We start from the raw sequence: 13,241 nt of genomic DNA, 5'->3' as shown, positions 1-13,241 counted from the left end.
TGCCTGATTTATGCGTGCCAGAACGGGAAGAAGTACAGCAGCGTTGCCAGCACGCCGACGATCATCACGAACGCGTAGTGATAGATGTAACCGGTCTGGAACGTGCGCACGATGGCGGCGAACCAGCCCACCAGCTTGGCGCTGCCGTTGACGAGCAGGCCGTCGATCAGGCCACGGTCGCCCACCTTCCACAGGCCGCCACCGAGGACGCGCGCGCCGCCGGCGAAGACCACTTCGTTGAACTTGTCCATGTAGTACTTGTTGTCGAGCAACGTGTGGATCGGACGCAGCGCGTTGTAGAACAGTTCCGGCACCTTGCGGTTGACCATGTAGCAGTAGTAAGCCGCAGCCACGCCAGCCACCGCGAGCCAGAACGGCACGGTCTGGATCGCGTGCATGCCCATCGCGGCGGCACCGTGGAACTCGTGCGCCAGCTCTTCCATGGCCTTGTGGTTCTCGCCCACGAAGATCACGCCCTTGAAGAAGTCGCCGAACAGCATCGGCTGCACGGTCAGGTAGCCGATGATCACCGACGGGATCGCCAGCAGCACCAGCGGCAGGGTCACGACCCACGGCGACTCGTGCGGCTTGTCGCCCGGGTGCAGGCCGTGGTGGTGTTCGCCCTCGTGGTCCTCTTCCTCGTTATGCGCATCCGAATCGTGGCCGTGGCTCACATGGTGGTGCTTCTCGTTCCACTGCTCCTTGCCGTGGAAGACCAGGAAGTACATGCGGAACGAGTAGAAGGCGGTGACGAACACGCCAGCCATGACGGCGAAGTACGCGAAGCCCGAACCCGGGATCTCCGACGCGGCAACCGCCTCGATGATCGAGTCCTTGGAGTAGAAGCCCGAGAAGAACGGGGTTGCGATCAGGGCCAGCGAACCGATCAGCGAAGTGATCCAGGTGATCGGCATGTACTTGCGCAGGCCGCCCATGTTGCGCATGTCCTGGTCGTGGTGCATGCCGATGATGACGGAACCCGCGCCAAGGAACAGCAGCGCCTTGAAGAATGCGTGGGTCATCAGGTGGAACACGGCCACGTTGTAGGCCGAGGCGCCCAGCGCCACGGTCATGTAGCCCAGCTGCGACAGTGTCGAGTAAGCAACCACGCGCTTGATGTCGTTCTGGATGATGCCCAGGAAGCCCATGAACAGCGCGGTGATGGCGCCGATGACAATCACGAACGACAGCGCGGTATCGGACAGCTCGAACAGCGGCGACATGCGCGACACCATGAAGATACCGGCGGTCACCATGGTCGCGGCGTGGATCAGCGCCGAGATCGGGGTCGGGCCTTCCATCGAGTCCGGCAGCCACACGTGCAGCGGGAACTGGGCCGATTTACCCATCGCGCCGATGAACAGGCAGATGCAGGCAGCGGTCAGCAGCGGCCAGCCAATGCCGGGCACGGTCAGGGTGGCCAGGTGCTCGCGCTGGGCGAACACGTCCTGGTAATTCATCGAGCCGGCAAACGCCAGCAACAGGCCAATGCCGAGGATGAAGCCGAAGTCGCCCACGCGGTTCACCAGGAACGCCTTCATGTTCGCGAAGATCGCGGTCGGGCGGGTGTACCAGAAGCCGATCAGCAGGTACGAGACCAGGCCCACCGCTTCCCAGCCGAAGAACAGCTGCAGGAAGTTGTTGGACATGACCAGCATCAGCATCGAGAACGTGAACAGCGAGATGTACGAGAAGAAGCGGTTGTAGCCTTCGTCCTCGGCCATGTAGCCGATCGTGTACACGTGCACGCACAGCGACACGAAGGTTACCACGCACATCATCATCGCGGACAGCGCGTCGATCTGGAAGCCGACCGTCATCTTCAGGCCGGCTACCGTCATCCAGGTGTAGATGTCGCCGTTGAACGAGGCGCCATCCATCACCGCCATCAGGGTCTGCACCGAGATGATCAGCGCGATCAGCACGCCCAGGATGGTCGCGCTGTGCGAAACCTTGCGTCCGACTACGTTACCAAGGAACTTGGTACCGAGCAGGCCAGCGATCGCGGAGCCTGCGAGCGGCGCCAGCGGGACAGCCAGGAGCAGGTTAGCGTCGAGAGAATTACCCACCATTGTTGAACCTTTTATTTAATCGAGGATGAGTTATCAATAACCGCTTAGCCCTTCAGGCTGTCGAGGTCTTCCACGTTGATCGTGTCCAGGTTGCGGAACAGGACCACCAGGATCGCCAGGCCAATGGCCGATTCGGCCGCCGCCACGGTGAGGATGAAGAACACGAAGATCTGCCCTGCCGCGTCGCCGAGGTAATGCGAGAAGGCGACGAAGTTCAGGTTCACGGCCAGCAGCATCAGCTCGATGGCCATCAGCAGGATGATGACGTTCTTCCGGTTCAGGAAAATGCCGACGATCGAGATCGCGAACAGGATCGCGCCCAGGACCAGGTAGTGTGCGAGCGAGAGCGTCATTTTGCTGCCTCCTTGTTTGCTTCTGCAGGAGCGGCCGGCGCCTCTTTCACCGCTTGCATCTTCACGATCTTCAGGCGGTCGTTGCGCTTGACGCGAACGGCCAGGCCCGGGTCGATGGCCTTGGTGTCCTTGCGCTTGCGCAGCGTGAGGGCCACCGCGGCGATGATCGCCACCAGCAGGATCGCGGCCGCGATCTCGAAGCCGTAAATGTACTGGGTGTAGATCAGCATGCCCAGTTCCTTGGTGCCGCCGATGTTGCCGGCGTTGGCCGCCGCGTTCTCGTTCACGCCCAGGAAGCCGCGCCACAGCACCGCGCCCATCTCCAGCACGATCAGGGCGCCGATGCCGCTGGCCAGCGGCAAGTAGCCCCAGAAGCCTTCGCGCATCCGGTCGATGTTAATGTCGAGCATCATCACGACGAACAGGAACAGCACCATCACGGCGCCGACGTACACGAGCACCAGCACGATCGCCAGGAACTCGGCCTTGAGCAGCATCCAGATACCGGCCGCGTTGAAGAACGCGAGCACCAGGAACAGCGCAGCGTGCACCGGGTTCCGGGCGGTAATGACGCGCAGTGCGGCCAAGGTCATGATGACCGCGAACGCGTAGAACAGAAAAGTTTTGAATTCCATGTCTAACCCAGGACCTTGTTATTAGCGATACGGCGCGTCGGCTTCGCGGTTGGCGGCGATGTCGGCCTCGTAGCGGTCACCGACGGCCAGCAGCATCTCTTTGGTGTAGTAGAGATCGCCGCGCTTTTCGCCGTGGTATTCGAGCACGTGGGTCTCGACGATCGAGTCCACCGGGCAGGACTCTTCGCAAAAGCCGCAGAAGATGCACTTGGTCAGGTCGATGTCGTAGCGCGTGGTGCGGCGGGTGCCGTCCTCGCGCTGCGCCGATTCGATCGTGATGGCCATGGCCGGGCACACCGCCTCGCACAGTTTGCAGGCGATGCAGCGCTCTTCACCGTTGGGGTAACGGCGCAGCGCATGCAGGCCGCGGAAGCGCGGCGACATCGGGGTCTTCTCTTCCGGGTACTGCACCGTGATCTTGCGCGAGAACGCGTAGCGTCCGGTCAGGGCCAGCCCCTTGAAGAGTTCGGTCAGCATGAAGCTGCCGAAGAAGTCTTTTAAACGATCCATGATGTAATGCGCTTCCTTACTTCCAAATGTTCCACGGGGTCTGCATCACGGCAGCGACCAGGACCAGCCACACCAGCGTCAGCGGAATGAACACTTTCCAGCCCAGGCGCATGATCTGGTCATAGCGATAACGCGGGAAGGTGCCGCGCACCCAGATGAACAGGGATACGAACATGAAGGTCTTGGCGAACAGCCAGAAGAAGCCGCCGAAGCCGCCGCCGAACTCGAGGAACGAGAACGGAGCCGACCAGCCGCCCAGGAACATGATCGAAGCGAGCGCGCCGACCAGGATCATGTTGCCGTACTCGGCCAGCATGAACATGGCGTAGGACATGCCCGAGTACTCGACCATGTGGCCAGCCACGATTTCCGATTCGCCTTCCACCACGTCGAACGGGTGGCGGTTGCACTCGGCAAGGCCGGAGGTAATGTAGATCACGAACAGCGGCAACAGCGGCAGCCAGTTCCAGGACAGGAGGTTCAGGCCGTGGTCGGCCATCATGCCGCGGGTCTGGCCGGCGACGATGTCCGAGAAGTTCAGCGAGCCCGAAACCATCAGGATCACGACCATCACGAAGCCCATCGGGATCTCGTACGAGATCATCTGGGCCGAGGCGCGCATCGCGCCCATGAACGAGTACTTCGAATTCGACGACCAGCCGGCGATGATGATGCCGTACACCTCCATTGAGGTGATCGCCAGCAGCAGCAGCAGGCCGGCGTTCACGTCCGCCAGCGCCGCTTGCGGGCCGAACGGCACCACCACCCAGGCGGCCAGCGCCGGCATGATGGTCATGATCGGGCCGATCACGAACAGCGCGCTGCTGGCCTTGGTCGGGATCACGATTTCCTTGAACAGCAGCTTGACCGCGTCGGCGATCGGCTGCAGCAGGCCGGCCGGGCCCACGCGGTTCGGGCCGACGCGGATCTGAATCCAGCCGATCAGCTTGCGTTCCCACAGGGTCAGGTAAGCGACCAGGCCCATCAGCGGCAGCAGCACGACCACGATCTTGATCAGGGTCCAGACCAGCGGCCACACACCGCCGAGGGTTGCGGCGCCGGTAGCGTTCAGAGTATCAATAAAACCGGGCGTTGCCATTACTTGCCCTCCCCTGCTTTTTCAACATTGATGGCGCCGAACATCGCGCCCAGGCTTGCCACTGCCGGGTGGCCGGCGGCCACGCGCACGGCGTTGGCCGGCAGCGTCGGGTCCACGTTTGCCACCAGGACGGCGGAGCCATTGCCCTGGGTAACCTTGACGCTGTCGCCGGACTTGACGCCCAGCTTGTCGGCCAGGGCCTGCGGCAGGCTGACCAGCGGCGCGTTGGCGTCGGCGGTGCGCTGCAGCGGCTCGGAACGGCGCACGATGGCGTCGGTGTAGTAGATCGGCACGTTGGTAACGCGCTCGAGCGAACCGGCGTTGCCGTAGGTGGCGGCCACGGCCGGCACGCGGGCAATGTTGTTCAGCTTGGCGGACACGTCGAACACGCCCTTGCCCAGCACGTCATCGCGCACCTGTTCCGAGGTCTCGAAGTCGAAGCCCGGGAGCTGCAGCAGGTTGCCCAGCACGCGCAGCACCTTCCAGGCCGGACGGGTTTCGCCCAGCGGACGCACGGTACCGTTGAAGCTCTGTGCGCGGCCTTCGGCGTTCACAAAAGTGCCCGAGGTCTCGCTGAACGGCGATACCGGCAGAAGCACGTCGGCGTAGTCCAGGCCGTGCTTGAACGGCGACATCACGACGACCATCTCGGCGGCGTCGAGGGCGGCGCGCGCTTGCTGCGGGTTGGCGCAGTCCAGCTCCGGCTCGGCGTGCAGCACGACGAAGGCCTTCTTCGGCGATGCGAAAGCCGATTCCGGCTTGGCCACGGCGCCGGCCAGGTAGCCGCCCACGCTGTTGGCGGCGTCCAGCAGGTAACCGAACCTGGCGCCGGTTTGCTCGGCGATCCATTGCGCGGCCACGTGCAGCTTGGAAGCCTGCGGGTGCTGCGCGGCAGCGTTACCCAGCAGGATCGCGCCCGGCAGTTCCGCGCCAATCTCGACCAGGGTGGCGGCAATTGCTTTTGCCACGTCGCCGGCCTGGATGGCCTCGAAGCCAGCCGGGGCGGCAACGCCCTTGGCGGCGGCCACGGCCACGACGATCTCGGACAGCGCAGCCAGCCATTCGGACGGCAGCACAGTGATGTTCTTCGCGGTCGGGATCAGGTTCTCTTCGGCGGTGCCGTTGATGATCGTCAGCTTGGCGCCGGCCTTGGCGGCAGCGCGCAGGCGGGTGGCGACCAGCGGGTGGTCCTTGCGCAGGAACGAACCGATCACCAGCACGCGTTTGAGCAGCGAAATGTCGGCCACCGGCATGCCCAGCCAGGGCACCACTTCCTCGTCCAGCGCGAAGTCGCTCTGGCGCAGGCGGAAGTCGATGTTGGCCGAACCCAGGCCGCGCGCAACCTTGGCCAGCAGGTGCAGCTCTTCCAGCGTCGAGCCGCCGGCGGCAACCGCGGCGATGTTCTCGGCGCCGTGCTCGTGGCGGATGTTACGCAGGCCGTGCGCGACGTATTCCAGCGCGGTCTGCCAGTCGGTCTCGATCCAGTTGCCGTCCTGCTTGATCATCGGGTTGGTCAGGCGGTCGGCGTTGTCCAGCGCCTCGTACGAGAAGCGGTCGCGGTCCGACAGCCAGCATTCGTTGATCGCCTCGTTCTCCAGCGGGAGCACGCGCATCACCTTGCCGCCCTTGACCTGGACGATCAGGTTCGAGCCGAGCGAATCGTGCGGCGACACCGACTTGCGGCGCGACAGTTCCCACGGGCGTGCCGAGTAGCGGAACGGCTTGCTGGTCAGCGCGCCGACCGGGCACAGGTCGATCATGTTGCCCGACACTTCCGAATCGACGGTCTTGCCGACGAAGGTCGAGATTTCGGAATGCTCGCCGCGGCCCAGCATGCCAAATTCCATCTGGCCTGCCACTTCCTGGCCAAAGCGCACGCAGCGGGTGCACTGGATGCAGCGGCTCATCTCTTCCATCGAGATCAGCGGGCCGGCTTCCTTCGGCGCCACCACGCGCTTTTCTTCCTTGTAGCGCGATTCGCTCTTGCCGTAGCCCACGGCCAGGTCTTGCAGCTGGCACTCGCCGCCCTGATCGCAGATCGGGCAGTCGAGCGGGTGGTTAATCAGCAGGAACTCCATCACCGACTTCTGGGCCTGCACGGCCTTGTCGCTGTGGGTACGCACGATCATGTTCGGGGTCACCGGGGTGGCGCAAGCGGGCAGCGGCTTGGGCGCCTTCTCCACTTCCACCAGGCACATGCGGCAGTTCGCTGCGATCGACAGTTTCTTGTGATAGCAGAAGTGCGGAATGTAGGTGCCGAGTTTATTGGCCGCGTCCATCACCATGGAACCTGGCGGGACCTCGACTTTTTTGCCGTCTATTTCAATTTCAACCATTTGATCGTTACCTGACCTGGTTTAGATGTATGCGGGCACCAAGCAGCGCTTGTGCTCGATGTGGTATTCGAATTCGTCGCGGAAATTCTTGATCATGCCTTGCACCGGCATCGCGGCAGCATCGCCCAGCGCGCAGATGGTACGGCCCTGGATGTTGCCGGCGATCGAGGCCAGCATCTCCATGTCTTCCGCGCGGCCCTGGCCGTGCTCGATGCGGTGGACCATGCGGTACAGCCAGCCGGTGCCCTCACGGCACGGGGTGCACTGGCCGCACGATTCCTCGTAGTAGAAGTACGACAGGCGCAGCAACGAGCGGACCATGCAGCGGGTCTCGTCCATGACGATCACGGCGCCCGAACCGAGCATCGAGCCGGCCTTGGCGATCGAGTCGTAGTCCAGGTCGGTGTCCATCATGACGTCGCCACGGATCACCGGGGCCGACGAACCGCCCGGGATGACCGCCTTGATCTTCTTGCCGCCGCGCATGCCACCGGCCAGTTCGAGCAGCTTGGCGAACGGGGTGCCCAGCGGGACTTCGTAGTTGCCCGGACGCTCGATGTCGCCCGAGATCGAGAAGATCTTGGTGCCGCCGTTGTTCGGCTTGCCCAGCGCCATGTAGTTCTCGGCGCCCATGTTCAGGATGAAGGGCACGGCCGAGAAGGTCTCGGTGTTGTTGATCGTGGTCGGCTTGCCGTACAGGCCGAACGAGGCCGGGAACGGCGGCTTGAAGCGCGGCTGGCCCTTCTTGCCTTCCAGCGATTCGAGCAGCGCGGTCTCTTCGCCGCAGATGTAGGCGCCGTAGCCGTGGTGCGCGTGCAGCTGGAAGCTGAACTCGCTGCCCATGATCTTGTCGCCCAAAAAGCCGGCGGCGCGCGCCTCTTCCAGCGCTTCTTCAAAGCGCAGGTAATCCTGGAAGATCTCGCCGTGGATGTAGTTGTAGCCCACGGTGATGCCCATCGCGTAGGCGCCGATGGCCATGCCTTCGATCAGCGCGTGCGGGTTGTAGCGAATGATGTCGCGGTCCTTGAACGTGCCCGGCTCGCCTTCGTCGGTGTTGCAGACGAGGTATTTCTGGCCCGGGAACTGGCGCGGCATGAAGCTCCACTTCAGGCCGGTCGGGAAACCGGCGCCGCCGCGGCCGCGCAGGCCCGAGGCCTTCAGGTCGGCAATGATCTGCTCCGGCGCGATCTTCTCTTCCAGAATGCGGCGCAGCGCGCTGTAGCCGCCGCGCTTGACGTAGTCGGCCAGGTGCCAGTTGTCGCCGTTCAGGTCCTTCAGGATCAGCGGGTTGATGTGACGGTCGTGCAGGCAGGTCATTTCTTCAACTCCTCGAGCATGGCGTCGATTTTTTCGCGGCTCATGTGCGAGCACATGCGGTGGTTGTTCACCAGCATGACCGGCGCGTCGCCGCAGGCGCCCATGCACTCGCCTTCCAGCAGGGTGAACATGCCGTCGGCGGTGGTTTCGCGGTAATCGATGCCCAGCTTTTCTTTCAGGTAGTCGCCGGCGCGCTCGCCACCGGACAGGGCGCACGGCAGGTTGGTGCACACGGTGATCTTGTGCTTGCCGACCGGCTTGAGGTTGTACATGTTGTAGAAGGTCGCCACTTCCTGCACGGCGATGGCCGGCATGCCGATGTAGTCGGCGACTTCCTGCATGGTTTCGGGCGACAGCCAGCCCAGTTCGACTTGCGCGTGGGCCAGCGCGGCCATCACGGCGGACTGGCGCTGGTCGGCCGGGTACTTGGCCAGTTCGCGGTCAATCTTTTTATAGCACTGCTCGGATAACATAATCTGGTCTACCTTCTTAGCGAACGTGGGCGTTACCTGTCGATACTGCCGAACACGATGTCCTGGGTGCCGATGATGGTCACGGCGTCGGCGATCATGTGGCCGCGCGCCATTTCGTCAAGGCTCTGCAGGTGGGCGTAGTCCGGGGTACGGATCTTCAGGCGGTACGGCTTGTTGGCGCCGTCGGACACGATGTAGATGCCGAATTCGCCCTTCGGGTGTTCCACCGCCGCGTAGGCTTCGCCTGCCGGCACGTGGAAGCCTTCCGAGAACAGCTTGAAGTGGTGGATGAGCGACTCCATGTTGGTCTTCATGTCCACGCGGCTCGGCGGAGCGATCTTGTGGTTGTCGGTCATCACCGGACCCGGGTTCGCACGCAGCCAGGCCACGCACTGCTTGATGATGCGGTTCGACTGGCGCAGCTCTTCCACGCGCACCAGGTAGCGGTCGTACGAGTCGCCGTTGGTGCCGACCGGAATATCGAACTCCATCCTGTCGTACACGGCGTACGGCTGGGTCTTGCGCAGGTCCCAGGCCACGCCCGAGCCGCGCAGCATGGCGCCGGTAAAGCCCATCGCTTTCGCGTCTTCCGGCGACACCACGCCGATGCCGACGGTACGCTGTTTCCAGATGCGGTTGTCGGTCAGCAGGGTCTCGTATTCGTCCACGTAGCCGTCGAAGCGCTGGGTGAACAGGTCGATGAAGTCGAGCACCGAGCCCTGGCGGGTTTCGTTCAGTTCGTCGATGGCCTTCTGGCTGCGGATGATCGACGGCTTGTGCTTGGGCATCGCATCCGGCAGGTCGCGGTACACGCCGCCCGGGCGGTAGTAGGCCGCGTGCATGCGCGCGCCCGACACCGCCTCGTACACGTCGAACAGGTCTTCGCGGTCACGGAAGCAGTACAGGAACGGACCCATCGCACCGATGTCGAGCGCGTGCGCGCCCAGCCACATCAGGTGGTTCAGGATGCGGGTGATCTCGTCGAACATCACGCGGATGTACTGCGCGCGCTCCGGCACCTGGATGCCGAGCAGCTTTTCGATCGCCAGCACGTAGCCGTGCTCGTTGCACATCATCGACACGTAGTCCAGGCGATCCATGTACGGGACCGACTGCAGGTAAGTACGCGTTTCCGCCAGCTTCTCGGTACCGCGGTGGAGCAGGCCGATGTGCGGGTCGGCTCGCTGGATCACCTCGCCGTCCAGTTCCAGCACCAGACGCAGCACGCCGTGCGCTGCCGGGTGCTGCGGACCAAAGTTCAGGGTGTAATTCTTAAGCTCAGCCATTATTTGATCCCGTAGTTTTCTTCGCGGATCACGCGCGGAATGTTTTCACGCGGCTCGATCGTCACGGGTTGGTAGATCACGCGCTTCTGCTCGGGGTCGTAGCGCATTTCGACGTAGCCCGAAATCGGGAAGTCCTTGCGGAACGGGTGGCCGATGAAGCCGTAGTCGGTGAGGATGCGGCGCAGGTCGCCGTGGCCCTCGAACATGATGCCGTACAGGTCGAACGCTTCGCGCTCGTACCAGTTGGCGGCACGCCAGATGCCGGTGACGGTCGGGATCACGGGCATGTCGTCGTCGGGCGCGAACACGCGCACGCGCACGCGCCAGTTGTGCTCGATCGACAGCAGGTGCGACACGGCGGCAAAGCGCAGGCCATCCCAGGTGCCGTCGCCGTACTGCGAGTAGTCCACGCCGCACAGGTCGATCAGCTCTTCGAATCGCAGGGCCGGGTCGTCGCGCAGGGTCTGCATCGCGGCCAGGTAATCGGCGGCCTTGACTACCACCGTCACTTCGCCCAGCGCCACCGTGATGGAAGCGCTCTCGCCCAGCGCATTTTTCAGGGCGAGTTCAAGGGTCTCGAGTTTTGTCGTCATGGTGAAAACCGGAATGTTTTAGCGCGCGATGGTGTTGGTGCGCTTGATCTTGTTCTGCAGCTGGATGATGCCGTACAGCAGCGCTTCAGCGGTCGGCGGGCAGCCCGGGACATAGATATCGACCGGCACGATGCGGTCGCAGCCGCGCACCACCGAGTAGGAGTAGTGGTAGTAGCCGCCGCCGTTGGCGCAGGAGCCCATCGAGATGACCCAGCGCGGCTCGGCCATCTGGTCGTACACCTTGCGCAGTGCCGGCGCCATCTTGTTGCACAGGGTACCGGCCACGATCATCACGTCCGACTGGCGCGGCGACGGGCGGAACACGACCCCGAAACGGTCCATGTCGTAGCGGGCGGCGCCCACGTGCATCATTTCGACCGCGCAGCAAGCCAGGCCGAAAGTCATCGGGAACATCGATCCCGTACGCGCCCAGTTGATCAGCTTGTCAGCTGTGGTGGTAATAAAACCTTCGTTTAAAACGCCTTCAATTGCCATGGCTTATTCCCAATCAAGGGCACCTTTCTTCCAGATGTACCAGAAACCGACCACGAACTCGGCGATGAAGACCATCATCGTCACGAAGGCCGGCCACCCCAGGTCACGCATCGCAACGCCCCACGGGAAGAAGAATGCCGTTTCCAGATCAAACAAAATAAACAGGATCGCCACCAGGTAGTAGCGCACGTCGAACTTCATGCGGGCGTCCTCGAAAGCCTCGAAGCCGCATTCGTACGGGGAGAGCTTGGCCGAGTCCGGACGGAACGGCCCGAGCAGGCGGCCGAGCACCTGCGGGGCGATGCCGACACCGGCACCGACAAGGATGAAGAGAAGAACGGGGAAGTAATTTTCGAGGTTCACTGTGAAGCCTGTTTGAACGATCGGTTAATGAAACTGCCGCATTGACTGCAGCGCCGTATCGCGCAACCCTGGCTAAGTGCCCTACACCAGGATCGTACGACTGATCCTCGTAAAAAAGCCAGCTTAGGCAGAGCTGAAGCTCATGCGCCTTTGCTGGCTTCTGATATTCCTGGTGCCGACGGCGAGACTCGAACTCGCACAGCTTTCGCCACTACCCCCTCAAGATAGCGTGTCTACCAATTTCACCACGTCGGCTAAGAGACTGCTATTTTACCCTGCCTTAGCACCTTTTTTCAATGCACAAATTGCGTTGACACAAGGAAAAATGCACAGTTTCTCAATATTTCTTATCTTTACAGAAGCCTGATTACTTCGGAATCTGGTTGGCCGGCGCCGGGGCGGAAGTGGCCGGAGCGGCCGGTGCTTGCACCGGTGCAGCGTTGCCCGCGTTGTTGGCCGGAGCGGTCGTTGCCGGAGCATTGGTCGAGGGCACGGTCACGCGGCCCATCACGCCCACGTCGGTGCCGGCAGCCGGGCGCTTGTTGCCCACGTAGGCCAGGCCCAGGGTGCAGGCGAAGAAGATGACGGCGGCAATGGCGGTGGACTTCGACAGGAAGTTCGACGAGCCGCTGGCGCCAAACAGGCTGCCCGAGGCGCCCGAACCGAAGGCTGCGCCCATGTCCGCGCCCTTACCGTGCTGCATCAGCACCAGGCCGACGATGGCCAGGGCCGACAGGACCTGCAGGACAATGATCAGATTGAACAAGGTGCTCATTACAATTCCATTCCAAGTTTAACGGGGTTTCAGATTATTTTCAGGAGGCCTTGCGGGTTCAGGCCGCGTTGATGATGGCAAGGAATTCGGCCGCCTTGAGCGAGGCGCCGCCGATCAGGCCGCCATCGATGTCCGGCTGGGCCATCAGTTCGGCCGCATTGTCCGGCTTCATGCTGCCGCCGTACAGGATGTGCAGCTGCTGCGCCGCTTCCTTGCCGACGCGTACCTTCAGCTGGGCACGCAGCTGCGCGTGCACTTCCTGGGCCATGGCCGGGGTGGCGGTCTTGCCGGTGCCGATCGCCCACACCGGTTCGTAGGCGACCACGATCTTCGTTACCTCTTCCGGGCTCAGGGTCTCGAGCACGGTGCCCAGCTGCTCGCCGACCACGGCGGCGGTCTGGTTGGCCTCGCGCTGGGCCAGGGTTTCGCCGACGCAGACGATCGGGGTCAGGCCGGCGTCGAGCGCGGCCTTGGCCTTGCGCGCCACCAGCTCGTTGCCCTCGCCATGGTAGGCGCGGCGCTCGGAGTGGCCAACGATGACGTAGCGGCATGCAAAGTCGGCCAGCATGGCCGCTGCCACCTCGCCCGTGTAGGCACCGCTCGCGTGCACGGACACATCCTGGGCGCCCCAGGCGACCGGGGTACCGGCCAGCAGTTCCTGGCACTGTGCCAGATAAGGCGCGGGTGCGCACACTGCGCACGCGGCTTTGGCGCCGCCGAGTCCTGCGACAATGCCGGACAGTAGCGTTGCGTTTGCAGCCCGGCTGCCGTTCATTTTCCAGTTGCCGACGACCAGTTTGGAACGCATAGAACCCCGCAGTCAAATAACCCGCTATTCTAGCGGTGGTTGAAGTTACGGTCAAACAAGGGCTGGCGCGGCGAGGGCCTGCAGGCCACTTTTCGCACACCGCCAGCACCCACTGTTGGCATCAAC

The 13,241-nt window shown here is 63.1% G+C and carries 14 protein-coding genes and 1 tRNA gene; all 15 read right to left on the bottom strand.

Annotated elements, in window-relative coordinates:
• Positions 1-8: 8 nt before the first annotated feature.
• The 15 genes from nuoL to tpiA all read right to left on the bottom strand — a co-directional run bounded on the left by nuoL (position 9) and on the right by tpiA (position 13,115).
• Positions 9-2,072, bottom strand: coding sequence for an NADH-quinone oxidoreductase subunit L (gene nuoL / locus NX773_RS04620; protein ID WP_307728436.1), 2,064 nt, complete (start codon positions 2,070-2,072; stop codon positions 9-11).
• 44 nt (positions 2,073-2,116) lie between these two features.
• A complete protein-coding gene (nuoK, locus tag NX773_RS04615; protein WP_258820736.1) occupies positions 2,117-2,425 on the bottom strand; it encodes an NADH-quinone oxidoreductase subunit NuoK in 309 nt (102 codons plus the stop codon).
• Positions 2,422-3,060 (bottom strand): NADH-quinone oxidoreductase subunit J, encoded by a 639-nt coding sequence (locus NX773_RS04610; protein WP_258820737.1) that lies wholly within the window; start codon positions 3,058-3,060, stop codon positions 2,422-2,424. Before NX773_RS04610 ends, nuoK begins: the two co-directional genes overlap by 4 nt.
• A 21-nt stretch (positions 3,061-3,081) precedes the next feature.
• A complete protein-coding gene (nuoI, locus tag NX773_RS04605; protein ID WP_258820738.1) occupies positions 3,082-3,570 on the bottom strand; it encodes an NADH-quinone oxidoreductase subunit NuoI in 489 nt (162 codons plus the stop codon).
• 16 nt (positions 3,571-3,586) lie between these two features.
• Positions 3,587-4,669 (bottom strand): NADH-quinone oxidoreductase subunit NuoH, encoded by a 1,083-nt coding sequence (nuoH, locus tag NX773_RS04600; protein WP_258855169.1) that lies wholly within the window; start codon positions 4,667-4,669, stop codon positions 3,587-3,589.
• Complete coding sequence (gene nuoG / locus NX773_RS04595; protein ID WP_258855168.1) at positions 4,669-7,005, bottom strand: NADH-quinone oxidoreductase subunit NuoG; 2,337 nt, start codon at positions 7,003-7,005, stop codon at positions 4,669-4,671. The genes nuoH and nuoG overlap by 1 nt, the downstream gene beginning before the upstream one ends.
• Before the next feature lie 21 nt (positions 7,006-7,026).
• Complete coding sequence (gene nuoF, locus NX773_RS04590) at positions 7,027-8,322, bottom strand: NADH-quinone oxidoreductase subunit NuoF (RefSeq protein WP_258855167.1); 1,296 nt, start codon at positions 8,320-8,322, stop codon at positions 7,027-7,029.
• Entirely contained in the window at positions 8,319-8,795 is a 477-nt protein-coding gene (gene nuoE, locus NX773_RS04585; RefSeq protein ID WP_258855166.1) for an NADH-quinone oxidoreductase subunit NuoE, read from the bottom strand. The genes nuoF and nuoE overlap by 4 nt, the downstream gene beginning before the upstream one ends.
• 32 nt (positions 8,796-8,827) lie before the next feature.
• Positions 8,828-10,081: an NADH-quinone oxidoreductase subunit D gene (locus NX773_RS04580; protein ID WP_258855165.1), complete on the bottom strand. Its 1,254-nt coding sequence runs from the start codon at positions 10,079-10,081 to the stop codon at positions 8,828-8,830.
• The gene (locus NX773_RS04575) at positions 10,081-10,674 is read right to left on the bottom strand and encodes an NADH-quinone oxidoreductase subunit C (RefSeq protein WP_258855164.1); all 594 of its coding nucleotides are present in this window, start codon (positions 10,672-10,674) and stop codon (positions 10,081-10,083) included. The genes NX773_RS04580 and NX773_RS04575 overlap by 1 nt, the downstream gene beginning before the upstream one ends.
• Positions 10,675-10,692: 18 nt before the next feature.
• Positions 10,693-11,169 (bottom strand): NuoB/complex I 20 kDa subunit family protein, encoded by a 477-nt coding sequence (locus NX773_RS04570; protein WP_258820746.1) that lies wholly within the window; start codon positions 11,167-11,169, stop codon positions 10,693-10,695.
• Between the two features lie 3 nt (positions 11,170-11,172).
• Positions 11,173-11,532 (bottom strand): NADH-quinone oxidoreductase subunit A, encoded by a 360-nt coding sequence (locus NX773_RS04565; RefSeq protein WP_258820747.1) that lies wholly within the window; start codon positions 11,530-11,532, stop codon positions 11,173-11,175.
• 170 nt (positions 11,533-11,702) lie between these two features.
• A tRNA-Leu gene (locus NX773_RS04560) sits at positions 11,703-11,787 on the bottom strand.
• A 112-nt stretch (positions 11,788-11,899) separates the two neighbouring features.
• On the bottom strand, positions 11,900-12,307 hold the full coding sequence (secG, locus tag NX773_RS04555; RefSeq protein ID WP_258820748.1) for a preprotein translocase subunit SecG: 408 nt from the start codon (positions 12,305-12,307) through the stop codon (positions 11,900-11,902).
• Positions 12,308-12,365: 58 nt separating this feature from the next.
• Positions 12,366-13,115: a triose-phosphate isomerase gene (gene tpiA, locus NX773_RS04550; protein WP_258855163.1), complete on the bottom strand. Its 750-nt coding sequence runs from the start codon at positions 13,113-13,115 to the stop codon at positions 12,366-12,368.
• Between the last annotated feature and the right edge of the window lie 126 nt (positions 13,116-13,241).

The organism is Massilia solisilvae, from assembly GCF_024753215.1.
GTDB classification, from domain to species: Bacteria; Pseudomonadota; Gammaproteobacteria; order Burkholderiales; family Burkholderiaceae_D; genus Telluria; species Telluria solisilvae.
The sequence above is the reverse complement of the archived record's forward strand: the minus strand, read 5'-3'. Positions and strand labels throughout refer to the sequence as shown.